Source organism: Rhodococcus sp. NPDC060176 (assembly GCF_042728675.1).
Taxonomy (GTDB): domain Bacteria; phylum Actinomycetota; class Actinomycetes; order Mycobacteriales; family Mycobacteriaceae; genus Rhodococcus_F.
In genome coordinates, this window is record NZ_JBHWYS010000005.1 from 193,879 (window position 1) to 219,778 (window position 25,900).

Consider the following 25,900-nt stretch of genomic DNA (forward strand, 5'->3'; position numbering starts at 1 on the left):
GGTTGACCAAGAAGGGTTCCGGTACTCGTGCCAGGATGAACGCCATGAGTATCGGAACCCTGGTCCTGCTCCGCCACGGCGAGAGCGAATGGAATGCACTCAATCTGTTCACCGGCTGGGTGGACGTACACCTGACAGACAAGGGCATGGCCGAAGGCAAGCGCGCCGGCGAACTGCTCGCCGAGCACAACCTGTTGCCCGACGTTCTCTACACCTCGCTTCTGCGCCGCGCGATCAGCACCGCTAATCTCGCGCTCGATGCGGCCGATCGCCACTGGATCCCGGTAGTTCGCGACTGGCGCCTCAACGAGCGCCACTACGGCGCCCTGCAGGGCAAGAACAAGGCTCAGACCAAGGAAGAGTACGGAAACGAGCAGTTCATGCTCTGGCGTCGTAGCTACGACACCCCGCCGCCCGCCATCGAAGCCGGCAGCGAGTACAGCCAGGACACCGATCCTCGGTACGCGAACCTCGACGAGGTTCCCTTGACCGAGTGCCTGCTCGACGTCGTCAAGCGTCTGATCCCGTACTGGGAGGACACCATCTCGCAGGAGCTGCTCGCCGGCCGGAACGTGCTGGTCACCGCGCACGGCAACTCGCTGCGTGCATTGGTCAAGCACCTCGACGGCATCTCGGACGAGGACATCGCGGGCCTGAACATCCCGACCGGAATCCCGCTGCGGTATGACCTCGACGAGAACCTGAAGCCGCTCAATCCTGGCGGCACCTACCTGGATCCGGAGGCCGCCGCTGCCGGCGCCGCCGCGGTGGCGAATCAGGGCGGAAAGTAGCAACCCGATGATGTGCGTCGAGGCCCCCCGAACAGTGTTTTCGGGGGGCCTCGGCCAACAACAGATGAACGACGAACCAACGCCGTCCACCTGGCGGATTACACGGGTGGGAACGTCCGAACCCGCCGTAACCGACTCTTCGCGCGAACGTACGATTGCGCCGTGAGTGTCGTGATTGCAGTGCTGCTGGTCGTGGTCGCCGGCTTGGTCGGCTACCTCGTCGGCGGGGTGCTGGTGCCAAGGCTGTCGTCGCGCCAGAATCAGCGCTCTGACGAACAGACCGGGCTCACGATGTCCCAGGTTCTCGACCTCATCGTGTTGGCTTCGGAAAGCGGTATCGCCGTCGTCGATGGTTTCCATGACGTCGTGCTCTTCAACCCTCGCGCCGAAGAACTCGGCCTGGTGAAGAATCGTCTGGTCGACGAGCGAGCGTGGCGGGCAGCGCAGGAAGTCCTGCGGACAGGTCACACCGTCGAGGTGGATCTGACAGCGCAGACCGCGCAGCGCGGCCGCGACAAGATTGCCGTTCGTGGCACCGCTCGGCTGCTCAGCAAGGACGACCGCAACTTCGTGGTCCTGTTCGCCGACGACGATTCCGAGCAGGTCCGCATGGAGGCGACCCGACGCGATTTCGTCGCGAACGTCAGCCACGAACTGAAGACACCGGTCGGTGCGATGAGTCTGCTCGCGGAGGCGCTGCTCGAATCTGCCGACGACCCGGAATCGGTGCGCCACTTCGGCGAACGGGTGCTCGGTGAGTCGATTCGTCTGGGCAAGATGGTCACCGAGTTGATCGCACTCTCGCGTCTGCAAGGTGCCGAGAAGCTGCCTGATCTCGATGTGGTCGACGTCGACACGGTGGTGTCCGAGGCGCTGTCGCGGTCGAATCTGTCGGCCGAGGCCGCCGGAATCACCGTCACCACCGACCATCCGAGCGGGCTGGAGGTGCTCGGGGATCAGACCCTCCTCGTGACTGCACTGTCCAACCTCATCGAGAACGCTATTGCATACTCGCCCAAAGGTTCTCCGGTGTCCGTCAGTCGGTCGGTGCGCGGCGACAATGTCGCGATCGCGGTCACCGACCGAGGTGAGGGCATCGCGAAATCGGATCAGGAGCGAGTGTTCGAGAGATTCTTCCGCGTGGACAAGGCGCGGTCACGGCAGACCGGTGGAACCGGTCTGGGGCTGGCGATCGTCAAACACGTCGCGGCCAATCACAACGGCTCCATCGAACTGTGGAGCAAACCGGGAACAGGGTCTACCTTCACGTTGCAGATACCGGCACACGTGGAGTCGGACGACGACATCGACTCTGACGACGCGGGAACCGCCGGTTCCACGCGGATCGGCAGACGAGAACAAGGCAGTAGAGAAAACGGCATGGAGGCCAAACGATGACGAGTGTGCTGATCGTGGAGGACGAGGAGTCCTTGGCGGACCCGCTGGCGTTCCTGCTCCGCAAGGAAGGCTTCGAGACCACCATCGTCAACGACGGACCGTCGGCGTTGGCGGAATTCGACCGCTCCGGCGCGGACATCGTCTTGCTCGACCTCATGCTGCCCGGCATGAGTGGTACGGACGTCTGCAAGGCGCTGCGATCGCGCTCAGGCGTTCCCGTCATCATGGTGACGGCGCGCGACAGTGAGATCGACAAGGTCGTCGGCCTGGAACTCGGTGCGGACGACTATGTGACCAAACCGTATTCGGCGCGCGAGCTGATCGCCCGCATCCGTGCGGTGCTGCGCCGCGGGGTGGAGAACGAGGCAGACCTCGCCTCCGACAACGGTGTGCTCGAGGCCGGACCGGTACGGATGGACGTCGAGCGTCACGTCGTGCAGGTGGCCGGTAACCCGGTGACGTTGCCGCTCAAGGAGTTCGACCTCCTCGAGTACCTGCTCCGCAACTCCGGCCGGGTGCTGACCCGCGGACAGCTGATCGACCGCGTCTGGGGAGCCGACTACGTCGGTGACACCAAAACCCTTGACGTACACGTGAAGCGGTTGCGTTCGAAGATCGAATCCGATCCGGCCAAGCCGGAACACCTGGTCACCGTCCGCGGGTTGGGCTACAAGCTCGAAGCGTGATCGAACCTCGTCGAGAAGAAATGTCGAGAGAGAATTCAGCCGCTCACACGATCGTGTGAGCGGCTGAAATTTTTCGGTTTGCGTGGAGTCAGCCCTGAGCTTTGTTCTGAGCGATCGTGGTCGCCGGGTGGACCGCTATGAGGCCGAGGCCGGCGCGACGCCTGCAGAGGCGAGCCAGCTCGTCGTACGCGCGCTTTCCGAGAAGCTCCGTCAGTTCCGGCCCGTAGGACTGCCAGACTTGCCGCTCCCCGACGTGAGCGTCGGGGGAGCCGGAGCAGTACCAGGCGAGGTCGTCGCCGCCCTCACCCCAGCCGCGGCGGTCGTACTCGGTGATCGTGGTCTTGAGGATCTGCACGCCGTCCGGCCGGTCGACCCAGTCCTGAGTGCGGCGGATGGGTAGCTGCCAGCACACGTCGGGCTTGACCTCGAGTGGCTCGATGCCCTTCTTGAGCGCCATGGAATGCAGTGCGCAGCCCTCGCCGCCGGCAAAACCCGGCCGGTTGAGGAAGATGCACGCTCCTTTGTAGCGGCGGGTGCGCAGCGCGGGCTCGTCCTCGAGGTCGTCTTCTTCGACGTAGCCCTTCTTGCCGAGACCCTTTTCCATGTACTGCCAGTCTTCGGCTGTGAGCATTTTCACTGACGCATCGAGCTTGTCCTGATCTTCCTGATCGGAGAGGAAAGCGCCGTGCGAGCAGCAGCCGTCGTCCGGGCGGTCGCCGATGATGCCCTGACATGCCGGCGTGCCGAACACGCAGGTCCAATGCGAGAGCAACCACGTCATATCAGCGGAAATGAGGTGCTCGGAGTTCTCCGGATCGACAAATTCGACCCATTCGCGCGGGAAATCGAGATCGACCTCGGGGCTCGGAGTCATCTTGTGGGACCGGTCTGGGTTACCTGCTGTCACAAGGGCCGACGGTAGACCCAGTAACGTGGCGATGTGCGACTAGGGGTACTCGACGTCGGAAGCAATACCGTCCATCTATTGGTTGTGGACGCCCATCGGGGCGGCCACCCAACACCCATGAGCTCGACCAAGTCCACGTTGAGGCTGGCGGAGAACACCGACGACCGCGGCGATATCACCACGTCAGGAGCCGATCGGTTGGTCTCGACGGTCTCCGAATTCGCCGGTATCGCCAAGACGTCCGGATGCGAGGAAATGATGGCTTTTGCCACTTCCGCCGTCCGTGACGCCAACAATTCCGAAGCCGTGCTCGCCCGCGTTCGCGCGGAGACCGGAGTCAATCTCGAGGTTCTCTCCGGGGTCGACGAAGCCCGCTTGACCTTTCTGGCAGTGCGCCGCTGGTACGGCTGGAGCGCCGGACGCATCCTGAACCTGGACATCGGCGGCGGCTCCCTCGAACTCACCGCAGGTGGAGACGAGGATCCGGACGTCGCCTTCTCGCTGCAACTCGGTGCCGGACGGTTGACGCGCGACTGGCTCCAGGCCGATCCGCCGGGCAAGCGCCGGGTCGCAGTCCTGCGCGACTGGCTGGACGCGGAGCTGGTTGGACCAGCCAAGGAACTGCGCGCCGCCGGCGACTGGGACCGCACGGTCGGGACGTCGAAGACCTTCCGATCGCTGGCTCGGCTCACCGGCGCGGCCCCTTCTGCCGCAGGCCCCCGGGCCAAACGGACCCTGACTTCCAGCGGACTCAGGCAACTCATAGCCTTCATATCCAGGATGACGGCAGCGGACCGTGCAGAATTGGAAGGAGTGAGCTCGGATCGGTCACAGCAGATTGTGGCCGGCGCGCTCATCGCAGAGGCAACCATGCGGGCGCTCGGAGTGGACGAACTGGAAATTTGTCCCTGGGCACTGCGTGAGGGTCTGATTCTGCGAAAGCTCGACACAGAAATGGGCGGTGAATTGGTGGTGAGTGCTTGATGACCGAGGACAGTCAGCAGATTTCCGTAGCGGAACTGCTCAAGCGGAACGGTCAGAGCGTCGAATCCCGAGGTGGACGACGCCGGCGCGGCGTAGCCGGTGGCATCTCCGTCGCCGAACTGACTGGTGAGATCCCGATCGTTCGCCAGTCGGGATCGCGCGCGGCAGCCGAGCCCGAGTCGGCCGAACCAGCAGCGTCCGAGCCGGCAACCGCAGCGCCTGAAACTGCTGCACCGGCCGAGGCTGTTGCGGAAACCGCGAAGCCCACCGCGCCGGCACCGAAGGTTCCCGCCGACCGCACTGCCGCTTTCGCCGTTTCCTTCGACGACGACGATGACGACGAGCCGCAGGCACCCAAGGCCGAGTCGAAGCCGGTTGCCGCGCCGCCGACCACGACTCCGAAGCCGACTTCCACACCTTCGCCAGGACAGACCTCGAAGTCCTCGCCAGGACAGTGGGTGAGCCGGGCTCCGCTCAACTCCTCGTCGCCAACGCAGGTAACGCAGGAACCGGCACTGCTGTCGGGTCAGACCCTGGCAGGTGACCTGATGCGTCAGGAACGTGCCGCAACCCAGTCACCGTCGTTGCGTCCGCCGATCCTGCCGCCGCGTGTCCCCACTCCCGTCGCCAAGACACCTGCTCCGGCCGCTCCGGACGACAGCACCGAACTGATCGACAAGATCGCAGAAGCGGATTCCACCGAGGCCGAATCGACCGCAGTGGTCGATCTGGTCAAGGCGCCGGCAGTCACTGACAGTGCAAAAAAGTCCACTGCCGTCGCTGAGCCCGAGACTGATGTCGAAGCCGAACCGGCCGCGGAAGAGGCCGGCGAACGTAACTCGATCCGTGAATGGGCAGTGCTTGCCGGTCAGGTCGTTATCGCACTGATCGTCGGCGGCGCGATGTTCAAGGGCTTCGAGAAGCTGTGGGACATGCTGCCGTGGGTGGCGTTGGTGCTCGCGCTGATCGTGATCGTCGGCCTGGTGGCCGTCGTGCGGGTTCTGCGCAAGACGGACGACATCACGAGTTTTGTGATCGCGGTGGTCGTCGGCATGATCGTGACGCTCGGTCCATTGGCGTTCTTGTTGACTTCGGGTTGATCGGACGATGATCGGGGGATCGCAGCGCAGAATTCGTCGGCCGATAGCCGTCGGTTTGTCGACGGCTTCGGTGTATCCGGAGAACACGGAAGCAGCATTTCGTTACGCCGCCGATCTCGGATACGACGGTGTAGAACTGATGGTGTGGGCCGAATCCGTCAGCCAGGACGTCGGTGCTGTTGCTGCCCTCGTTCGCAAATATGCGATCCCGGTGCAGGCTGTGCATGCGCCATGTCTGCTGATTTCGCAGCGCGTGTGGGGATCCGATCCGGTCGAGAAACTCGAGCGTTCGGTTCGCACCGCCGAAACCTTGGGTGCGACGACGGTGGTCGTCCACCCACCGTTCCGGTGGCAGCGCAAGTACGCCGAAGGCTTCGCCGAACAGGTTGTCGACCTCGAATCGAAGAGCAGCGTCGTCGTGGCGGTGGAGAACATGTTCCCCATGCGCGCGGACAGCTTCTTCGGCGGTAAAGACAAGTCTGCGGAGCGTCTACGCAAACGTGGCGGTCCGGGCGCGGCGCTGTCGGCATTCAGCCCGTCGTACGACCCGACCGATTCCGATCACGCTCACTACACACTCGACCTGTCGCACACCGCGACGGCGGGCATGGATGCCTTGGAGTTGGCCTCCCGGATGGGTAGGGGACTCGAGCATCTGCATCTGGCCGACGGTCGCGGGGCGTCGATGGACGAGCACTTGATCCCCGGGCATGGTTCACAGCCGTGCGCGGAGTTGTGTCAGCAGTTGGCCGCGAGCGAATTCAGCGGCCAGGCCGTCATCGAGATCAACACTCAGAACGCGCGCACCAGGCGGGAGCGGTCGTCGATGCTGGCGCAGGCGCTCGCGTTTGCACGCGAGCACCTGGCACGTTCAGCGGTGGCCGGCAAGTAGCGCAGCTTCGAACTGCGCGCGTACCTTCTCGACGTGCGCGTCGAGGTCCTTGGTCTCCCAGCCTTCGGTCGAGATGGGATCGAGCACCGAGACGTAGACCGGGCCCGGATGGGCGACAAGCGAATTGCGCCACATTCTTTCGCCCGCGTTGTGAATCACCACGGGCACGATCGGCACACCGGCCTGGATCGCCAAGTGGAATCCACCTTTCTTGAACGGGCCCAGGCGTGGTGTCGGAGAACGGGTGCCCTCCGGAGCGATGACGATCGAGACGCCGTTCTTCAGCTTGTCGACCGCCGGCTGCAATGCGGCCTTCGCCTTGGTGGTGTCCGTGCGGTCGATGTAGGCGACGTCGAGCAGTGCGCCGACGGGCATGAACCGCGGATCGCTTGCCGCTTCCTTCTTCGCGACGCCGGTCACGTCACGCTTGATCACGGTGCCCAGGACCAACATGTCCAGGGAACTCTGATGATTGAACATGAATACCGCCGGACGGTGATCCCACACGTTGTGCTCGCCGTCGATCTCGACGTCGATGCCCAGCAGTGAGAGCGAGATGTCGGGGCCGTACGTGCCGACCAGGTTCGCACCCAGTTGACGGTTCCCGGTGACAATGCCTGCCGACGCACCGAGGGCGGCGGTGGCAGCAAGCGCGCCCATGGCCGTCGCCGTTCGGATCGTGGAGATCGGTGTTGCGCCACGTTGCGGTTTACGCAGGCCGACCGAGGGCCAGTGATTGCGCAATGCGATCTTGGCCAGACCACGGTCGGGATTCAGTGCGACAGGTCGCCCGACGGCCTCGAGCATGAAAACATCTTCGACGCCGTTGGAGTACGCAAACGCGTTCTTCAAGTCGGCGCCCATCGTCTCGGCATATCCCGCAAGGGCATTGGCTTTGGCCGGACCCCACAGAGCGGGTGAGGACAGTTCGCCGGTCAGCATTCCGTCGACGACTTCGGGTTCGGTGCACAGCACGTCTTCGATGTCGAGATCTTCGGCGACGTATTTGGCCTGGAACGGAGTCGCCGACGTGGCCATCACGATGGTGTGGCCGGCGCGCCGGTGCGCAGCCAGAAGCCCGCGTGCTTCCGGGTAGATCATCGCGGCGATCTCCTGCTTGAACAACCGTCGGCCCCAGTCGTTCAGTTCCTCGACGGTCCGGCCGCCCAGGGCGCGAACGCCGATGTCCATCAGTGCTCCGACATCAGCGCCACGGAACTGCGTGTCGATCGCGGCACCGGTGGTGCGCAACAGTTCACCGACGCTGATGTCCAAGCGTCGCAGGCGGTCTCGGTACACGACACTGGCCGAGTACCCGCTGATCAAGGTGCCGTCGAGATCGAAGGCGGCGATCGTTCCCGGTCCGGGCGGGGCGGCTTCGATGGCGGAGTGCAGACGCTCGAGTCCGGTCACAGTCCTACTTCCTCGTTCGCGGCGGGCGCTCGGTTTGCTTCTGGAATGGTCACTACCGCAGCGGCGTCCGGTACCGGCATCGCCACCTGATCGAGTCGCGCATGCGCGAGTGCGCGAAGGTGACGCAGGCGCTCGACCTGAACCTTGATCTCGGCAGCGAATGCCAGGCGCCGGGCCCGGACTCCGTCGTCGTCGACTTCGATCAAGTTACGGTTGCGCGCCAAATTCAGTGCGGTGGCGAACAATTCGCCGGAGACGGATTCGTTGCTGGCGATCTGCTGCCGCAGTCGACGCTGATGTGCGACGTCGATACAGTTGCTGATGAACGACTTCTCGTCGAACGACGTCGAAATCGGCGCGAGCACAAGCTGATCGGCGACAACCTGGTACGCCTCGAGGAACGGTTGGAGCACGCGGTGCGCGAGGTACGGGCGAACCGTCTCGATCATGTGCTCGGTTCGTTTGTCGTCGGCCATGACGGTTTCCCACTCGGGGTCGATCAACGTCAGCTCGGTCCGCATCTCCTGCTCGAATGTGTCCCGGTCGCTGAAGAAGAACTCGAATTTCAACAAATCTCGGATGCGCTTGGCCTCGGCCCACCCGTCCCCGATGGGATCCTCGAACCGCTCTTCGACGGCTGCCTGGAGTACCAGTTCGGTGATGGCACGCACGACAAGAAAGTGAATCGTGTTGTTGCGGTAGAAGGCAGCGACAAGATGCTGGTCCTTGCCGAGGTAGAAGACCTGCTCGCCGCCGCGATCGAAGCGCTCGAGCACACCGGAATCGACGTGTGTCTGCAACGCCTTCTCGATGACACGCGGATCGGACAGTTCGACGTCGCCGGCGATCGGAAGGTTGCGCGCGGTGATGTACCCGAACAGCGGCGTGAGGATCGCCGTGAGTTCGCGAACGGTCAACGCCCGGTCTTCGATTCCGAGGAACGCCAACATCGCCAGCGAAGACACGGTCACCGGCGTGACCTCGTTGATTCGGTGACACACCTCGATTCCGGCCTTTTGAATGGCGAGGCGCTGGTCGGTTTCCTGGCTGAGTGCGTCCGCGAGTGAGAGCGGCCTGCCGATGGTCACGTGCGCGACGCCGTTGCGCTTGCCCTGTGCACGTACGTAACCCACCATCCAGCGTAGGCCTTCCGGTGTCTTCTCGGCGCCGAGCGCCTCGGCCGCCATGGCCCCGACTTCGTAGAGTTGGTCGTAGCTCAGCGCGACCGGGACGAGGTACACGTCGGATGCGCCGCTGACCTGAAAAGCCTTGGTCAGGTAGGTCAGGAGACCGAAGCGCGGCGGGCGCAGTTTCCCGGTGCGCCCGCGTCCACCCTCGATGTACCACTCCAGATTGAAGCGCTTGGTCAGCAGGTAGCGCATGTACTCGTGCATCGACCACTTGTAGACCTCGTCGTTGCCGATGCTTCGACGAATGAAGACGGTGCCGCTGCGCTTGAGGATCGAGCCCATGGGCCAGAAGCTGATGTTGAGTCCGCCCATGACGTGATTGAGCGGCAAGCCGTTCGCGATCAACGCCGGACGCAGAACGAGGGGATCGAGATACGAACGGTGACTGGGAAGGAAGACCAGTGAGTGTTCCTTGTTCAGCTCACGGAGTTCCTCGAAGCGGCTCGTGTCCACGTCCAGCTTGTAGGCGCGAGCGAAGTAGCGGCCCAGGCGATCCCACACCGCGATGGCTTGGCGACTCTGGGTGGCAACCATTTCTTCGAGAGCTTCACGCGCACGACGATCGACGTCGGCGACCGCGATGTTCAACCGGTCGGCCAAAGCCATGACCTCGGTGGCGAACCGGCGGGTGTCGGTGATCTCGTCGACGACGAACCGCGACACCTTGTACTGGCCACCCAGTAGGCCCAACTCGGCGCGCTCGAGCGCCAGCGCCGCCTGACGACGGATGAACTCGGGTAGCGAACCGCCACCGCTCTTTTCGAGTCGACGCTCGAGATCGCTCAGTGGCGCGGGTTCACCTTCGATGACCTGGCACCGCGACGGGTCGGTGCGCAGGGTTCTGCGCTGCGCGCCGCGTCCGGGGTGGAGGGGGTCGCGTGGTGCCAGTGCATCGCGCACCCGCACCGCGACGTTGTGTTTGGTATGGGTGTCCGGGATCCACACAACGCGAAGCGGCGCGAGCATCGGGTCGTCGGTCCGCGCCGCCAGTTCGGCCAGGGTCTTGTCGGTAATGTTGACGGTGACCGGCCGCGTTTCGGATGCGGTTGCCTTGTCGGCAAGCCACTTTCGCAGTACACCGGCCTCGGCCTCTGTCATGGTTTCGGTGAGGTACACGCGCGGGTTGGTCGTGTTTTCACTCATGACTCACGCACCTTCCGTTGGAACTCCGAGAGCCACGATCTCGTCCAGGCTCTCCTGCAGGCACTGCATCAGCAAGGCGGGTTTCGTGATCGCAGCGGTGTCGAGATTGATTCCGATACAGCACACCCCGACATGGGAGACCAGCGTTGCCATCGCCGCGCAGCCGGGAGCCGGGCCGAACGGGAACATCCGCTCGATCTTGGCTCCGGCGAGATACACCGGCACCGGTACGCCGGCGACATTGCTCGCCTGCAGATCCAGTCCAGTCGACTGGGACAGATACCAGTTCGCGAGCAGATAATTTGGCAGGCGGGCGAGGATCGGGGCAGCGACGTCGAGAGCGTCCAACGCCGGTTCCTCACGCAGACCCAGGACGATTTCTCGTACCTGCCTGATGCGTTTGGCCGGATCGGTCTCGGCGACCGGACCGTTGAAGCGAACTGCTGCAAACCGGTTGCCTCCGTTGGCATCCGCGCCGGTACGCATACTGATCGGCATACCCATCGGAATGCTGTCGACGGATTGTCCGAAGGCTTCGTGGTAGCGACGGAAGCCGCCGAGCAAGGCAGCGACATACGCGTCGTTGAGTGAACCGCCGGCAGCTTTCGCCCCGGCCTTGAGCTCTGGAACACCCACTTCGAGAGTTCCGAACCACCGTCCGAGACCACGATCGTGGAGCAGCGGGGAACCGGAACGAGCTGGGGGAGTGACGATCTTGCGGAGTGAATTGGCGTAACCGAGGACCTCGGAAGCCGTCGTGATCGGACTCGAGATCGCCGTCGTCGCAACATTGGTGGCGCCGCGGACCAGTTTGGCGATCCGCGAGGGCGTCCGCCGGATCTCGCTGACGACCTCCTCGCCGAAGGCGCCTACCGAAGACAGGTGCTCAGGGGCGGGCGGTGTGCGGTCGGGTTTGTTCGGGGTGGGATCCGGGCGCCTGCTGTGTAGGAGCGTCATCATCTGGATGCCCCCCATGCCGTCGGTGATGGAGTGGTGAGTCTTGACCACGAACACGGCGCGACCGTCGTCGAGACCTTCGATGAGCAGTGCGCTCCACGGCGGCCGAGCCTTGTCGAAGGGTTCGGTGGCCAGGTGGCGACACATGCGCAGCGCGTGATCGAAATCCGCGGGTGCAGGCAAGCGAACCCGTCGTAGGTGATAGCCGATGTCGAACTCCGGATCGACGGACCACACCGGATTGCCCAACTGCATCGCCGGTTCCACCGCTCGCATACGAATGCGCGGAACCACGTGCGATGCCCACTCGACTGCGTCGAGCAGACGGTCCCAGTCCGGGGCGCGATCGAGAACCTCCACCGCAACGATCGGTGAGCGCAGTTGCGGCTGCGCTTCTTCCATCCGCCACATTCCAGTCTCGAAGTCGGACATCGTGCGGTTCGCCCCCCAGGCGACCGCGGAAAGGTCGACGTCGACCGCGCTAGGAGGAACAAATGGATTGCTGTTGGCCATACGTCAAGAACTCCCTCGGTCTGCGGATCCACCCCGCGCATCTCTGCTTCTAAGTGTGGACCCGCGACCGTGGGCGCGTCCCGGTTTCGGTGTCAGCCGACAGGTGTGACGTTCGTCAGTTAAGGGCTAATCGGACATGCCGGGAAGATCAGTGATCAAGAAGTGACGCCGACGGCTTTCAGGGCTATCTCGCGGTAGAGGACACTGACTTCGCGTGGAGTCTGCGGTCCGTCGAGTCGATACCAGAGGACGACGGACTGACACATGCCCAGCAGTGCGCGGCCCGTTCCGGTGATGTCGGGGACCGTGAACTCACCGCTCTCGACGCCTGCCGTCAGTACGTCGACGAGTAGGTTCTCGAGCTTCTTTCGCTTGGCCGCGTAGCTCTTTCGTTCCGCGTCCTCGAGGTATCGGAGTTCGGAATCGAGGAAAGCTATGTCGGAGCGACTGGTCATGTGCAGGACGCACGCCTCGATGAGATTGCCGAACTGTGTCGTCGGTGACGGGCCGGCAGCGTCGACAGCAGCGCTCGCGCGCGCGGTGACGTTCTCGATTCCCGGTTCCATCAGTGCGACGAGGATGCCTTGTTTGTTGCCGTGGTGGTAATACAGTGTCGGCACGGTGACGCCGGCGCGTTTGGCAATGTCGCGAACCGATGCTCCGTGGTAGCCGAGTTCATGGAACACCTCGAGTGCGGCGGTGAGCAGGGGAGTCAGCGCCAGTGGTTCGACGATGCGCCACTGTTCGTCGGGCTGAGCCTCCGACTGCAAATCCGTCATTCCGCCTGTTCGCTCCGTTCGGAAGTTTCTGGTGGTGTGCGCAAAGAAGGTTCAACCCTAGCGCAAGGCGTGTCCTCCTTACCGATGCTCGGCCACCATTGGATAGCATCACTATCCAGTGATGGGCCGAGCGAGTTGGAGCGACGGAGGAGCAGTGAAGGTTTCCGAACTGGCCGCGCAGTCCGGCGTCGCACTGGCCACGATCAAGTACTACCTCCGTGAAGGTCTGCTGATGCCTGGTGAGCCGATCAGCGCAACGGGAGCGAGGTACGGCGAACAGCACGTCCAACGACTCGCGTTGATCAGGGCCCTGGCCGGGGCGGGACTCGCGATTCCACGGATTCGCGCGGTGCTCGAATTGGTGGTCAGTGACGAGCGATCCGAATTCGAGACTTTCGGCCGCGCGATCGCACAACTACCGCCCTACATCGAACCTGAACCGGATCCAGAGTTCCCCAGAGCTCGCAAGGTTCTGGAGTTTCTCGGTCAGGTCTTCGAGCCGAGGTACGTGGCGGTTGCGCACCTCGAGCGGGCACTGATCGGCCTCGAGGATGCCGGACTGAGCCTCTCGGACGAGCGATTGCGCGCCTACGGCGAGCACATCCGAGGGATCGCCGAAGTGGAAATCGAGCTGATGCCTACCAGTTCGACCGAGGACGGCATTCGCTATGCGGTCCTCGGAACCGCCATGTACGAACCCGTCCTGACAGCTTTGCGACGCTTGGCGCACCAAGACTTGGCCGCACGACATTTCCCGCAACACCGAGAAAGCATTGAACAGGAAAATCGATGAGCACCAGCCCCTTTCAAGATCTCAATCGCCTCACCTCGCTCGGCAACGGGCGGTACACCGCAACGATCGACCCGATCTGGACCATCGGGCCGAAGGTGCACGGCGGCTCCATGATGGCCGTGTGTGCTGCTGCGGCGCGTCAATGTCTGCGAGACGGCGCAGGTGAGAACGACTCGCTTTTGAATATGCAGCCACTCGCTGTGAGCGCCAACTATCTCTCCGCCCCCGACCCCGGTGAAGTCGACTTGGAGGTGATCGTCCGCAAGCAGGGACGGCAGGTCGCGTTGTTCGACGTCGAATTGAGCCAGGCCGGTCGCAGCGCTGTTCGCGCGGCGGTCACGCTCGGATTCCCGGACGACGGCGACCCGACATTTGTCACTGCCTCGTCGATCGACGACATGTCACCGGAACCGCCGGAGAGTGCGGTGGCCGTCATCGGCGATCATCCGATGGCTCAGGTCGTGCACGTCGGGCAGGGTTGCGACATGCGAATCGACACCACCTCGGCGCACTTCCTCACCGGGAGCCAAGGCGAGGCCGAGGTCAGGATGTGGGTCCGCCCCCGGCCCGAGGACGAGAACGATCTCGACACCGCTGTGCTGTTCGCCATCATGGCAGGTGACATCAGCGCGCCGGTGACGATGAACCGCGGCTTGTTCGGGTGGGCGCCGACAGTGCAGTTGACGACGTACCTGCGCCGACTGCCGACGCCGGGATGGCTTCGTGTGCGAGCAAGTTCGGATGTTCTGGGCAGCACGTGGTTCGAAGAGGACCACGCAGTTCTCGATTCGACGGGCGCAGTCGTCGTCCAGAGTCGTCAATTGGCGATGATGCCCCGCTAGGGTCGATCGCTGCGGTCGTGGCAGGCTGTTCGCCATGACAAGAATTGCGATTATCGGTGGCGGCAAGATCGGCGAGGCGCTGATCTCCGGGCTGTTGCAGGCCGGCCACGCCATCAAGGATCTGGTTGTCGCCGAGCAGTATCAGCCTCGCGCAGACGAATTGATTGCCGAATACTCCATCCGCGTCAGCACGGTCGCCGATGCTGCGGAGGGTGCAGACGTCATTGTCATCGCGGTCAAGCCCAACGACGTCGAATCAGCGCTCACCGCGTTGACGAAGGTCGATCTGGACGGTGACCTCGAGCAGTTGATCGTTTCTCTCGCGGCGGGAATCCCCACCGGGTTCTTCGAAACGCGTCTGCCGGCAGGGTTCCCGGTCGTCCGCGTCATGCCGAACACCCCCATGTTGGTGGGGGAGGGCGTGAGCGTTCTGTCACCCGGACGCCACGTCAAGGCCGAGCATCTCGAGCTTGTACGCGGCATCCTCGGCAGCGTCGGCAAGGTGGTCACTGTTCCCGAATCGCAGATCGACGCGGTCACTGCTGTCTCCGGTTCCGGCCCGGCCTATTTCTTCCTGGTTGCCGAAGCGATGATCGACGCGGGAGTCGGTCTCGGCCTGACGCGCCCGGTCGCTACCGAATTGGTGGTGCAGACGATGGTCGGTTCCGCAGCGATGCTCGATCGCACCGGCGACAGCGCAACGGATCTTCGCGCCGCGGTGACGTCACCGGGCGGAACGACGGCTGCAGCACTGCGTCAGCTCGAAGCGGGCGGCCTGCGGACGGCGTTCTTCGATGCCTTGGATGCAGCAAAGACGCGTTCGGCCGCGATGGGTGCAGCTGCGGAATAGTCGTCCGTTTAGCCACACCCGTCGCTTTAACCCCACCAGTACAGCTAAGCTCGACTTAGTACGTACGTGTCTGTTCCGCCGGAGGGGAAGCCGGCGGCGCGAGTCGTGCTGGAGGTATGTGGATTAATGGTGTCTGCAAACAAGCCGTCCATGGGTTCGTCCCACGACGGAAAGCCGGCAGTGGCCGGCACGCAATTCCTCACTGTTGCTGAGGTAGCAACTTTGATGAGGGTGTCGAAAATGACTGTGTACCGGTTGGTGCACAGTGGCGAATTGCCCGCTGTACGAGTGGGCCGTTCGTTCCGTGTACATGCGAAGGCAGTGCACGATTACCTCGAAACCTCGTACTTCGATGCCGGCTGACCAGCCGGTTCGAAGCGGATGACCTCGGCGTGAGCCGAGTCGCGGGCACAGCGGTTGCTGTGCCGGAGGCTCGGTTTATGCCGAGTGAGTCCACACCGGTACGATGAGTCACTGTCGTACCAGCAAGCTGGTGTCGTAAGGCGCTGAGCTAGTTAAAACGAGGGCCAGGCGCCAAATTGCTTGGCGCAGGCGTACGTGACCGGCGTGCGCAGGAACGCTAGAGAAGAACGTGAGGGACACCCGCTATGGGTTCAGTGATCAAGAAGCGTCGCAAGCGCATGTCGAAGAAGAAGCACCGCAAGCTGCTTCGTCGTACCCGAGTACAGCGCAGGAAACTCGGTAAATAAGCAATACCTGTCGATGCCCGCCGCCCCTTCCGGGGTGGCGGGCATCGACGTATTTCAGGGGAGGGGCGACGTATCTCCGGGGAGAGATGTGTCGGCCGTCTCATTGTCTGGGCGGTTTGTCTTGAATGACCGAAATCTGGGTAGTCAGCGCGGGACCCCCTCTGCCCGTAAAGTGGGGGAAAATCGCGGGAGGGACGCTTCGGCAGAGCGCGTTTCTACTGGATATGGGGGTACTTGGTGGTTGAAGGTGACAACACTTCAGGGGGTACGGCGCCTCGCGTCGTACTGGTGACCGGGGCGAGCAGATTCCTCGGCGGCTACCTGGTTACCAGGCTTGCGCAGAATCCGTCGATCGAGCGTGTTATCGCCGTCGACGCGGTCAGTCCGAGCAAGGACATGATGCGCAGAATGGGCCGCGCGGAATTCGTGCGAGCAGACATCCGCAATCCGCTGATCGGCAAAGTGATCCGAAACGCCGAGGTCGACACCGTCGTGCATGCGTCGACGCTTCAGAAAGCCCCCAAAGCCGGCAGCCGCGCCGCGATGAAGGACATGAACGTCATCGGCGCCATGCAACTGTTCGCGGTCTGCCAGAAAGCTCCGACGGTTCGCAAGGTGGTTCTGCGCTCGGCCTCGGTCGTCTACGGGTGCAGTGCCAAGGACCCCGCTCAGTTCACCGAAGAAATGAGTGCGCGCCGCCGGCCGCCGGGCGGATATGCCCGCGACAGTCTCGAGATCGAGGGATACCTCCGCGGGATGGGGCGTCGGCGTCCCGACATCTCGGTCGGGATTCTGCGGTTGGCGCCGCTGATCGGACCTCAACTGACGGCAACTGTCGGGCATTACGTCACCGCCCCGCTCGTGCCGACCATCGTCGGGCGGAACGCGCGTCTGCAATTGCTCCACGTCGAGGATGCCCTCGCAGCGTTGGAGAAGGCGACCATCGGACACGCCTCGGGTACGTACAACATCGCCGGCGACGGAGTGGTGATGATGTCGCAGGCGATCCGCCGGGCAGGAAGGGTCGAAGTTCCGATGCCGCTCGCGCTGTTCCGCAGTGTCGGGAGCGCGTTGGTGGGATCGTCCATGAGGCTGTACACCGACGAGCAACTCGAGTACTTCCGGTTCGGCTGCGGACTCGACACCACTCGCATGCGCAGCGAATTGGGGTTCGAGCCGCGATGGACCACCATGCAGGCACTCGACGATTTCATGCGTGCGATGCAGACCCGCCGGATCATCAAGTCCGAGTGGATCGATCGGGCCGAGAATGCGTTGACCACGATCCTCGGCGGTGACGCCGCCGCGGCGAGCGCAAGTGCAGACGTGATGCACATGCCGTTGTCGCGGCAAAGTGCGGTGAAGGGGTGACTGACGTGGCGAAGGTAATTCCCCTGAGACCCAGCGCAACTCACACCGGAAAGTCGGCAACCTCGCGCTCGCGTGAGTCCGTCACGGGCACGGAGCGTGACATCCGTGAACAAAGTGAGCGTCGGCATCCGTCCGGAGCGTCCTCGGCGGCCGACCACGGCGGTGAGAGCACATTCGTCGATGCGGCCAGGTCCGCGATCGTCGACCAGATCGGCTCGGCGGCAGAATTTTTCCGACGTCGGGTGTCCGGTGACTACGAGGTCGACGAGTTCGGATTCGATCCGCATTTCGCGGACAACGTCGTCATGCCGATGTTGCGACCGTTGTTCGAGAAGTGGTTCCGCGTCGAGGTCAGTGGGATCGAGAACATTCCCCTCACCGGGGGAGCACTGGTGGTTGCCAATCACGCCGGCGTGATTCCGCTCGACGGTCTGATGACGTCGGTCGCAGTGCACGATCATCATCCGGCGCATCGCCCGCTGCGAATGTTGGCTGCGGACATGGCTTTCGAGATGCCGGTGGTGGGCGGTCTGGCGCGCAAGGCCGGTCACACGTTGGCGTGCAACCCCGACGCCGAGCGTCTGCTCAACGACGGTGAAGTCGCGGCGGTGTTCCCGGAGGGATTCAAGGGGATCGGGAAGCCGTTCAGTGAGCGGTACAAGTTGCAGCGGTTCGGGCGCGGTGGCTTCGTGTCGGCCGCAATGCGTACCGGTGTTCCGATCATTCCGTGCTCGATCGTGGGTTCGGAGGAGATCTATCCGAAAATCGGTGATCTGACCACACTCGCGCGTGTTCTCGGGTTGCCGTATTTTCCGGTGACACCACTGTTCCCGCACTTCGGGCCGCTCGGCCTGGTTCCGTTGCCGTCGAAGTGGTACATCGAGTTCGGAAAGCCCATCGTCACCGACACTTTCGAGAGCGGTGCCGCCGACGATCCGATGGTCCTGTTCGAGGTCACGGACCACGTTCGAGAGACGATTCAGCAGACGCTGTATCGGCTGTTGGCCAAGCGTCGCAACGTCTTTCTCGGCTGAGTTCGGTCCGGATCGCCAGGCGATCCGGACCGAACCCGCTCAGGCGTTCTGTTCTTTGCGCCTGGCAAGAATTGCCGCGAGCGCCCCACCGACCGCTCCGAGCACCAGCGCCGTCGGTACGCCGATCTTGGCGGCCTTTCGTCCGGTGCGGAAATCGCGAACTTCCCAACCGCGGTTCTTCGCGAGTTCACGAAGATCTGCGTCGGGATTGATCGCCACTGGCGTCCCCACCAACGAGAGCATCGGAACGTCGTTGTGGCTGTCGGAGTAGGCGGAACAGCGCTTGAGATTGAGTCCTTCCCGTACGGCCAATGTCCGCACGGCGTGAGCCTTGCCCATGCCGTGCAGGATGTCGCCGACGAGTCGGCCGGTGAAGACGCCGTCCTCACTCTCGGCGACGGTGCCCAAGGCGCCGGTCAGTCCCAGTTTCTCGGCGATGACCTGAGCCAGTTCGACCGGAGTCGCCGTCACCAACCACACCTGCTGTCCGGCGTCGAGGTGCATCTGAGCCAACGCTCTCGTGCCTGGCCAGATCTTGTCGGCGATGACCTCGTCGTAGATCTCCTCGCCGAGGCGGGCGAGTTCGGCGGTGGATCGGCCGGCCACGAAGGACAGTGCTTTCTCGCGGCCTTCCGCGACGTCGTCACTGCTTTCTCTGCCGGTAACTCGGAACTTGATCTGCTTCCACGCGAAATCGACCAGATCCGAGGTCTTGAGATACTTGCGAGCAGCGAGACCCCGGGCGAAGTGGATGATCGATGCACCCTGCACCATGGTGTTGTCGACGTCGAAGAATGCGGCGGCCGTGAGGTCGCGCGGAACAGTCGGCAGCTCTTCGCCGGTTTCGGGTTCGGTGGGGTTGGCAGCTTCGTGCAACGCCAGGGCTGCATCGGCACTCGCCTCGCCGGCGAGATTGGCTCGAACTTCCGACTCACTCGGGCCCAGCGGATTCTTCACATGGCGACGCCCGGGGAGTATGACCCCGGCCAGCCCTGATCCGAATCCGGAGCCGTTCGGTAGTGATCGCGCAGGCACCCGCACCTCCCGTGTTGCACTCTCGAGCAGAGAACTCTTCGAGTCAGCCTATCCTCCGCGATGAGGCCCGATGGGTTGGATGGCGACCTTCCCTGTGGTGTGTGACGTTCCTCTCCGCCGATTTGGTATCGAGTGGGGCTCTGGAGGCACACTCGACCGATCAAGTAGATGGCATCCCAGCAGAAGAAAGGTATGCGTCGATGACTGCAGCTACGCATGAAGTAACCCTGTTGACACGCGCAGGATGCGCGTCCTGCGTCGGCGCGGCGGAGGTACTACGACGGGTCTGTTCCGAGTTCGAGCTGGAATTGACGTGCATCGACGTAGACGAAGCTGCCGCGACCGATCCAGAGCTGAGAGCGGAGTACGGAGACAGATTGCCGGTCATTCTTCTCGACGGACGCGAGCACGGTTACTGGGAAGTTGACGAAGAACGCCTTCGCGACGATTTACGCAAGTAAGGCAACCCTCAAAGTTGTGCGCGGAGCCGCTTTGCAGGTGAACGGCACATCGCACCCGTCTCGAGCAACTTTGTGCATGGGTTCACAAGCGGTTACCGTGGTGTGAACATTCCCCCCGGAGCATCGTGGAGGTCGACAGTCGTGTCGACCGGACGAGGAGCCAGCGACGTGACCGAACCGCACCAGACGCATGAGCCTGTGGCTCAGCGCGTCACCGGCGCTGCGGGCTCTTCTGTCACCGACGCTGCCAGCGCCTCGGTCACCGACCCGATCGCTCAGGATCGCGTCATCCCCCAGGCTACGGTGACGCGGTTGGCCGCATACCTGCGGGTCCTCGGAGTGATGTCCGACCGGGGTACCTCCATCGTCTCGAGCGAGGAACTAGCCCAGGCGTCAGGCGTCGGATCAGCGAAATTGCGTAAGGATCTGTCGTTCCTCGGGCCCAACGGCGTCCGCGGCGTCGGGTACGACGTCAACAGGCTCCGCATCCGCATCGAGCGTGCACTCGGACTCGATCGTGGGCACAAGGTCGTTCTCGTCGGAGTCGGAAACCTCGGCAAGGCGCTGGTCGGCTACGGCGGATTCAGCCGCCGCGGTTTCGAGATGGTCGGACTCTTCGACAGTGACGCAGATCGAATCGGAAGTAGAGTCGGCGATCTCGTCGTGCGCAGCACCGAGGAACTGACTGTCGCCTGCCGCGAACTGAACGCGACCATCGGCGTCATCTCCACACCGGACGAGGCAGCGCAGGGCGTGTGCGACCAGTTCGTCAGCGCCGGGCTGCGCTGCATCATGAGTTTCTCGCCGATCGCCCTCGACGTTCCCGATCACGTGGAACTGCGACGCGTCGATCTGGCCGTCGAGATGCAGGTTCTCTCCTTCAACAGTGCGCGCAATGCCGATCAGGCATCCAGCGCGCCGCGAGTACGCGTGGCTCACGCCGCATCCGCTTCGTCAGTTCCATCCACCAGTTCACCCGCTCCGGTCGGAGCAGGTTCGACAAGAAACGGATCAGTGATCGCGCCGTGAGTGTTCTGCTTGTCGGGGTCTCGCATCGAACCGCGCCCGTCCCGGTGCTCGAGCGAGTAGCTGTGACCGACACCGATCGTCCGAAGCTGATCGACAAGCTTCTGGCGTCCTCGCACATCTCCGAAGCGATGATCGTCTCCACCTGCAACCGGGTGGAGGTCTACGCGGTGGTGGACGCATTCCACGGTGCTCTCACCGAAGTCGGTGAAATCCTGGCCGACCATTCGGGTCTCGACCTGACAGCGCTGCACGCTCACGCTTACGTCCGCTACAGCGAAGCAGCGGTCGAACACCTCTTCGCGGTGGCCAGTGGCCTCGACTCGATGGTGATCGGCGAACAGCAGATTCTCGGCCAGATCCGATCGGCCTACGCATCTTCGGATGCGCAGCAGGCCGCTGGACGCGTCGTCCACGAACTGGCTCAGCAGGCACTGCGCGTCGGTAAGCGAGTGCATTCCGAAACCGGAATCGACTCCGCCGGAGCGTCAGTCGTGTCCGTGGCTCTCGATCGTGCAGCCGGCATCATCGGCGAGGGCGGCCTGGTCGGCCGCACTGCCGTGGTCGTCGGGGCAGGCTCGATGGGCGGCCTGTCCGTCGCGCACCTCACCCGCGCCGGAATCGAACGCATCGTGGTCGTCAACCGGACACAGGAACGTGCCGAGCACCTCGCCGAGACGGCACGCTCCAACGGCGTCGACGCCGACGGTGTTGCCTTCGACCAGCTTTCGGCCGCGATGGCGCAGGCCGATGTCATGGTCACCTGTACCGGCGCGGTCGGGGCAGTGGTCACCCTGGCGGATGTGCACCTCGCACTCGCCGAGCCCGATCGCGACAACACCAAGCACCTGGTCATCTGCGACCTCGGGCTGCCGCGCGACATCGATCCCGCCGTCGCCGGCCTGCCGGGTGTCACCGTTCTCGACATGGAGACGCTGCAGCGTGATCCGGCGGCAGGCGCCGCCGCTTCCGACGCAGACGCCGCACGCACCATCGTTGCCGGTGAGCTTGCGACGTACCTCGCGGGACAGCGTCTCGCCGAGGTCACTCCGACCGTCACGGCTTTGCGTCAGCGCGCCGCCGACGTCGTCGAAGCCGAACTGATGCGGCTCGATTCGCGTCTGCCCGGCCTGGACGATCCGCAGCGCGACGAGGTTGCGCGCACCGTGCGCCGCGTCGTGGACAAGCTTCTCCACGCCCCGACTGTGCGCGTCAAGCAACTGGCGTCGGCCCCCGGCGGCGACTCCTACGCAGCAGCGCTGCGCGAACTCTTCGAACTCAGCCCCGGATCTCCCGCGGCCGTGGCCACACCCACCGATCTGGTGGACGGCGACCGCACTGGAAGGGACCTGCAGGCATGAGCGTCACCACCCCGCAATCGGGGAGCCCGCTGCGGATCGGCACTCGCGGAAGTCTTCTCGCGACCACCCAGGCCGGAACCGTGCGCGATGCGCTCATTGCAGCCGGACATCCCGCCGAGTTGGTCATCATCAAGACCAAGGGCGATCAGTCCACCGATCCCGTCCAGAAGATCGGCGTCGGAGTGTTCACCGCTGAGCTTCGAGAAGCCTTGCTGGACAATCGCGTCGACGTCGCAGTGCATTCCTACAAGGACCTGCCGACCGCGCAGGATCCACGTTTTGTCATCGCTGCGATTCCGCCGCGTGAAGATCCGCGCGACGCGCTCGTCGCCCGCGACGGTCTGGTCCTCGGCGAGCTTCCGGCCGGTTCCAAGGTGGGAACCTCGGCGCCGCGACGGGTTTCACAGCTGAAGGCACTCGGGCTCGGCCTCGACATCGTGCCGCTGCGGGGCAACCTGCAGCGTCGCCTCGGCAAGGTCGAATCCGGTGAACTCGACGCCGTGATCCTCGCCCGCGCCGGCCTGTCCCGGATCGGCCTGCTCGATCTCATCACCGAGAACATCGAGCCCGTACAGATGCTCCCCGCTCCGGCGCAGGGCGCTTTGGCCGTCGAATGTCTTTCTGCCAATACGGAATTGGCAGCAATTCTGGCCGAGCAGGACGACGCGGGTACCCGAGCGGCAGTCACTGCCGAGCGTGCACTTCTCGCCGAGTTGGAAGCCGGCTGCACCGCGCCGGTCGGTGCGATCGCGGAAATCGTCGAATCCCTCGACGACGACGGCAGAATCTTCGACGAACTGTCGGTACGCGGCTGCGCAGCCGCCATCGACGGCTCGGACGTCATCCGTACCGGCGCCGTCGGTGCGCCGGACAAGGCCGAGGAACTCGGCCGAGCGGTAGCGCGCGAGTTACTCGAACTCGGCGCCCGAGAGTTGATGAACGTGACTACAGGCGAGGCAGCCGATGTTTGACGCCCCACTTTGCACTTGCACCAAGTTCCCATTTCGATACAGCGCACTGGAGAATCACCGATGACCCGAGTCCGAAAGAACACTCCCGGACGGATCCTGTTCGTGGGATCGGGACCGGGCGACCCCGCCCTGCTCACCGTTCGCGCACGTGACGTCCTCACCGGCGCCGCAATGGCATTCACCGATCCGGACGTCGACAAGGGCGTCGTCGCGCTCGTCGGCATCGACATGGGTCGCGACGAGGAGACCGGCGAGCTGATCGCGGACGTGCGTCCGGCACTCGGTGAGCCGGCCGAGGTCGCAAAGACATTGGTGCACGAGGCCAAGAACGGCCACGACGTCGTGCGTCTGGTCTCCGGTGACCCGCTGACCACGGATTCCGTGATTGCAGAAGTCACCGCGGTCGCTCGCACGCAGGTTCAGTTCGAGGTCCTCCCCGGTCTTCCGTCCGGTTCGGCAGTGCCGAGCTACGCCGGCATGGCGCTCGGCTCGGGTCACACCGAGGCCGACGTTCGCGGTGAAGTCGACTGGGCTGCTCTGGCCGCTGCACCGGGACCGTTGGTTCTGCACGCGACGTCCGGACATCTTGCCGAGACCGCCAGCGCGCTGGTCGAGAACGGTTTGGCTCCGCAGACCCCCGCTGCCATCACCGTCCGCGGCACCACTCGTCAGCAGCGAACCGTCGAGGCAACTCTCGCGACGCTCAACGAAGCCGGATCCGAACTGGTGGGCTCGCTGATCGTCACCGTCGGCAAGGTTGTCGCGCAGCGCAACAAGATGTCGTGGTGGGAATCGCGCGCTCTGTACGGCTGGACCGTTCTCGTGCCGCGCACCAAGGATCAGGCCGGCGAGATGAGCGACCGTCTGGTCACTCACGGAGCCATCCCGATCGAGGTTCCGACCATCGCCGTCGAGCCGCCTCGCAGCCCGGCTCAGATGGAGCGTTCGGTCAAGGGTCTCGTCGACGGTCGTTACCAGTGGGTCGTCTTCACTTCCACCAATGCTGTTCGCGCAGTGTGGGAGAAGTTCGAAGAGTTCGGTCTCGACGCTCGCGCCTTCTCCGGTGTGAAGATCGCCTGCATCGGCGAAGCAACCGCAGCCAAGGTTCGCTCGTTCGGCATCAACCCCGAGCTGATCCCGACCGGTGAGCAGTCCAGCGAGGGCCTGCTGGCCGAATTCGCGCCCTACGACGACGTTTTCGATCCGGTCAACCGGGTTCTGTTGCCGCGCGCGGATATTGCGACCGAAACCCTTGCCGAGGGCCTGCGCGAACGCGGTTGGGAGATCGACGACGTCACCGCCTACCGCACCGTCCGGGCAGCGCCGCCGCCGGCCGAGACCCGCGAGATGATCAAGACCGGTGGATTCGACGCCGTCTGCTTCACCTCGTCCTCGACCGTGCGCAACCTCGTCGGCATCGCCGGCAAGCCGCACGCCCGCACGTTGGTCGCGTGCATCGGCCCGAAGACGGCCGAAACCGCTATCGAGTTCGGTCTGCGCGTCGACGTGCAGCCCGAGACCTCGCAGGTGGGACCGCTGGTGGAGGCTCTCGCCGAGCACGCAGCTCGTCTGCGCGCCGAAGGTGCTTTGCCACCCCCGCGTAAGAAGTCTCGAAGGCGCTAGCGCACCCGTGAGTGGTTGAGGAGTCTGTGGGCTCCTCAACCACTCACAGGTCCCGACGAAGGAGGGCCCCTTCCGTGTTTCCCACTCATCGCCCTCGCCGGCTCCGGCGCACGCCTGCGCTCCGGCGGCTCGTGGCAGAGACCTCGCTCGAACCCCGGCACCTCGTGTTGCCGATGTTCGTCGCCGACGGCATCGACGCTCCGCGTGAGATCAGTTCCATGCCAGGCGTTTTCCAGCACACCCTCGATTCGTTGCGGTCCGCCGCGGTGGAAGCGGTGGAAGCCGGCGTCGGTGGCCTGATGCTCTTCGGTGTCCCCAAAGCGGAGGACAAGGATCCACAAGGTTCCGGTGCCTCCGATCCCGACGGCATCCTCAACGTCGGATTGCGCGCTCTGGCAGACGAACTCGGTGATTCGACGGTCATCATGGCCGATACCTGCCTCGACGAGTTCACTGATCACGGCCACTGCGGTGTGCTCTCTGCCGACGGTGCCGTCGACAACGACGCGACCTTGATCCGATACGTCGAAATGGCTCTCGCACAAGCTGAATCGGGTGCTCACCTGCTCGGACCCAGTGGCATGATGGACGGCCAGGTGGCTGCAATTCGAGGTGCGCTCGACGCATCCGGGTATGTCGAGGTCGGCCAGCTCGCCTATGCCGCGAAATATGCGTCAGCGTTCTACGGGCCGTTCCGTGAAGCCGTTGGATCCTCTCTGCAAGGTGACCGTCGTACGTATCAGCAGGACGGTGCCAATCGCCGCGAGTCGATGCGCGAAGTAGACCTCGACATCGCCGAGGGCGCCGACATGGTGATGGTCAAGCCTGCGATGTCCTACCTCGACATTCTGCGTGAGACCGCCGACCGGTCTCCGGTTCCGGTCGCGGCGTACCAGATATCGGGGGAGTACTCGATGATCACGGCCGCTGCGCAGAACGGGTGGATCGATCGGGATGCTGCGATTCTCGAATCGCTCACCAGTATTCGCCGCGCCGGTGCCGACGTGGTCCTCACGTACTGGGCGTCGGAAGTTGCCGGATGGCTGTGACGGTGTCACGCATGTTGTCTG

Annotated in this window: 25 protein-coding genes; 19 read left to right on the forward strand and 6 right to left on the reverse strand. The window is 63.9% G+C overall.

The features are described from left to right. Positions 1-35 precede the first annotated feature (35 nt). The 3 genes from ACFWEM_RS23400 to ACFWEM_RS23410 all read left to right on the forward strand — a co-directional run bounded on the left by ACFWEM_RS23400 (position 36) and on the right by ACFWEM_RS23410 (position 2,875). Positions 36-791 (forward strand): phosphoglyceromutase, encoded by a 756-nt coding sequence (locus ACFWEM_RS23400; RefSeq protein ID WP_003941992.1) that lies wholly within the window; start codon positions 36-38, stop codon positions 789-791. Between the two features lie 162 nt (positions 792-953). Beyond that, entirely contained in the window at positions 954-2,189 is a 1,236-nt protein-coding gene (locus ACFWEM_RS23405) for a sensor histidine kinase (RefSeq protein ID WP_378537522.1), read from the forward strand. Further along, positions 2,186-2,875 (forward strand): response regulator transcription factor, encoded by a 690-nt coding sequence (locus ACFWEM_RS23410; RefSeq protein WP_003942020.1) that lies wholly within the window; start codon positions 2,186-2,188, stop codon positions 2,873-2,875. The genes ACFWEM_RS23405 and ACFWEM_RS23410 overlap by 4 nt, the downstream gene beginning before the upstream one ends. An 88-nt stretch (positions 2,876-2,963) precedes the next feature. Here the strand turns inward: ACFWEM_RS23410 and ACFWEM_RS23415 are convergent, their stop codons facing one another. Continuing rightward, the gene (locus ACFWEM_RS23415) at positions 2,964-3,749 is read right to left on the reverse strand and encodes a hypothetical protein (protein ID WP_378537815.1); all 786 of its coding nucleotides are present in this window, start codon (positions 3,747-3,749) and stop codon (positions 2,964-2,966) included. Between the two features lie 66 nt (positions 3,750-3,815). Between ACFWEM_RS23415 and ACFWEM_RS23420 the strand changes: the two genes are divergently transcribed. From ACFWEM_RS23420 to ACFWEM_RS23430, 3 genes are read left to right on the forward strand one after another with little or no spacing between them, the layout of a single operon-like run. Next, positions 3,816-4,766, forward strand: coding sequence for a Ppx/GppA phosphatase family protein (locus ACFWEM_RS23420; RefSeq protein ID WP_003941975.1), 951 nt, complete (start codon positions 3,816-3,818; stop codon positions 4,764-4,766). Beyond that, positions 4,766-5,866: a hypothetical protein gene (locus ACFWEM_RS23425; RefSeq protein WP_378537524.1), complete on the forward strand. Its 1,101-nt coding sequence runs from the start codon at positions 4,766-4,768 to the stop codon at positions 5,864-5,866. Before ACFWEM_RS23420 ends, ACFWEM_RS23425 begins: the two co-directional genes overlap by 1 nt. Before the next feature lie 7 nt (positions 5,867-5,873). Continuing rightward, positions 5,874-6,758, forward strand: a complete 885-nt coding sequence (locus ACFWEM_RS23430) for a sugar phosphate isomerase/epimerase family protein (RefSeq protein WP_378447122.1) — start codon at positions 5,874-5,876, stop codon at positions 6,756-6,758. On the opposite strand, the gene ACFWEM_RS23435 is transcribed toward ACFWEM_RS23430, so the two are convergent. The 4 genes from ACFWEM_RS23435 to ACFWEM_RS23450 form a co-directional block, all read right to left on the reverse strand. Continuing rightward, on the reverse strand, positions 6,738-8,171 hold the full coding sequence (locus tag ACFWEM_RS23435; protein ID WP_378537526.1) for an HAD-IB family hydrolase: 1,434 nt from the start codon (positions 8,169-8,171) through the stop codon (positions 6,738-6,740). The two genes, ACFWEM_RS23430 and ACFWEM_RS23435, sit on opposite strands and share 21 nt — an antisense overlap. Beyond that, complete coding sequence (locus ACFWEM_RS23440; protein ID WP_378447124.1) at positions 8,168-10,504, reverse strand: glycerol-3-phosphate 1-O-acyltransferase; 2,337 nt, start codon at positions 10,502-10,504, stop codon at positions 8,168-8,170. The genes ACFWEM_RS23435 and ACFWEM_RS23440 overlap by 4 nt, the downstream gene beginning before the upstream one ends. A 3-nt stretch (positions 10,505-10,507) precedes the next feature. Then, the gene (locus ACFWEM_RS23445; RefSeq protein WP_378537528.1) at positions 10,508-11,974 is read right to left on the reverse strand and encodes a wax ester/triacylglycerol synthase domain-containing protein; all 1,467 of its coding nucleotides are present in this window, start codon (positions 11,972-11,974) and stop codon (positions 10,508-10,510) included. A gap of 155 nt (positions 11,975-12,129) precedes the next feature. After that, positions 12,130-12,753, reverse strand: a complete 624-nt coding sequence (locus tag ACFWEM_RS23450; RefSeq protein ID WP_378537530.1) for a TetR/AcrR family transcriptional regulator — start codon at positions 12,751-12,753, stop codon at positions 12,130-12,132. Between the two features lie 154 nt (positions 12,754-12,907). Here ACFWEM_RS23450 and ACFWEM_RS23455 point away from each other — a divergent pair, with 154 nt between their 5' ends. The 7 genes from ACFWEM_RS23455 to ACFWEM_RS23485 all read left to right on the forward strand — a co-directional run bounded on the left by ACFWEM_RS23455 (position 12,908) and on the right by ACFWEM_RS23485 (position 18,353). After that, positions 12,908-13,546: a MerR family transcriptional regulator gene (locus ACFWEM_RS23455; protein WP_378537532.1), complete on the forward strand. Its 639-nt coding sequence runs from the start codon at positions 12,908-12,910 to the stop codon at positions 13,544-13,546. Beyond that, positions 13,543-14,388: a thioesterase family protein gene (locus ACFWEM_RS23460; protein WP_378537534.1), complete on the forward strand. Its 846-nt coding sequence runs from the start codon at positions 13,543-13,545 to the stop codon at positions 14,386-14,388. Before ACFWEM_RS23455 ends, ACFWEM_RS23460 begins: the two co-directional genes overlap by 4 nt. Positions 14,389-14,422: 34 nt before the next feature. Further along, entirely contained in the window at positions 14,423-15,238 is an 816-nt protein-coding gene (proC, locus tag ACFWEM_RS23465) for a pyrroline-5-carboxylate reductase (protein WP_317825117.1), read from the forward strand. Between the two features lie 126 nt (positions 15,239-15,364). Further along, complete coding sequence (locus ACFWEM_RS23470) at positions 15,365-15,601, forward strand: helix-turn-helix domain-containing protein (protein ID WP_003941845.1); 237 nt, start codon at positions 15,365-15,367, stop codon at positions 15,599-15,601. Positions 15,602-15,846: 245 nt separating this feature from the next. After that, positions 15,847-15,948, forward strand: a complete 102-nt coding sequence (locus tag ACFWEM_RS23475) for a 30S ribosomal protein bS22 (RefSeq protein WP_003402602.1) — start codon at positions 15,847-15,849, stop codon at positions 15,946-15,948. A 237-nt stretch (positions 15,949-16,185) separates the two neighbouring features. Next, positions 16,186-17,319 carry an NAD-dependent epimerase/dehydratase family protein gene (locus ACFWEM_RS23480; protein ID WP_378447128.1) on the forward strand — a complete coding sequence of 378 codons (1,134 nt, stop codon included), beginning with the start codon at positions 16,186-16,188 and terminating at the stop codon, positions 17,317-17,319. Further along, positions 17,316-18,353, forward strand: a complete 1,038-nt coding sequence (locus ACFWEM_RS23485) for a lysophospholipid acyltransferase family protein (protein WP_378537537.1) — start codon at positions 17,316-17,318, stop codon at positions 18,351-18,353. Before ACFWEM_RS23480 ends, ACFWEM_RS23485 begins: the two co-directional genes overlap by 4 nt. Before the next feature lie 39 nt (positions 18,354-18,392). On the opposite strand, the gene ACFWEM_RS23490 is transcribed toward ACFWEM_RS23485, so the two are convergent. Then, on the reverse strand, positions 18,393-19,388 hold the full coding sequence (locus tag ACFWEM_RS23490) for an HAD family hydrolase (protein ID WP_378537539.1): 996 nt from the start codon (positions 19,386-19,388) through the stop codon (positions 18,393-18,395). A 200-nt stretch (positions 19,389-19,588) separates the two neighbouring features. Here ACFWEM_RS23490 and ACFWEM_RS23495 point away from each other — a divergent pair, with 200 nt between their 5' ends. The 6 genes from ACFWEM_RS23495 to hemB all read left to right on the forward strand — a co-directional run bounded on the left by ACFWEM_RS23495 (position 19,589) and on the right by hemB (position 25,879). Continuing rightward, positions 19,589-19,849: a glutaredoxin family protein gene (locus ACFWEM_RS23495; RefSeq protein ID WP_003941953.1), complete on the forward strand. Its 261-nt coding sequence runs from the start codon at positions 19,589-19,591 to the stop codon at positions 19,847-19,849. Positions 19,850-19,990: 141 nt separating this feature from the next. Further along, positions 19,991-20,878, forward strand: a complete 888-nt coding sequence (locus tag ACFWEM_RS23500; protein ID WP_042923244.1) for a redox-sensing transcriptional repressor Rex — start codon at positions 19,991-19,993, stop codon at positions 20,876-20,878. Then, complete coding sequence (locus tag ACFWEM_RS23505; RefSeq protein WP_378537542.1) at positions 20,875-22,236, forward strand: glutamyl-tRNA reductase; 1,362 nt, start codon at positions 20,875-20,877, stop codon at positions 22,234-22,236. The genes ACFWEM_RS23500 and ACFWEM_RS23505 overlap by 4 nt, the downstream gene beginning before the upstream one ends. Further along, entirely contained in the window at positions 22,233-23,207 is a 975-nt protein-coding gene (gene hemC / locus ACFWEM_RS23510) for a hydroxymethylbilane synthase (protein WP_378447131.1), read from the forward strand. Before ACFWEM_RS23505 ends, hemC begins: the two co-directional genes overlap by 4 nt. A 60-nt stretch (positions 23,208-23,267) precedes the next feature. Next, positions 23,268-24,830 (forward strand): bifunctional uroporphyrinogen-III C-methyltransferase/uroporphyrinogen-III synthase, encoded by a 1,563-nt coding sequence (locus ACFWEM_RS23515; RefSeq protein WP_003941969.1) that lies wholly within the window; start codon positions 23,268-23,270, stop codon positions 24,828-24,830. A 74-nt stretch (positions 24,831-24,904) separates the two neighbouring features. After that, positions 24,905-25,879 carry a porphobilinogen synthase gene (gene hemB, locus ACFWEM_RS23520; RefSeq protein ID WP_378537544.1) on the forward strand — a complete coding sequence of 325 codons (975 nt, stop codon included), beginning with the start codon at positions 24,905-24,907 and terminating at the stop codon, positions 25,877-25,879. Positions 25,880-25,900: the final 21 nt, after the last annotated feature.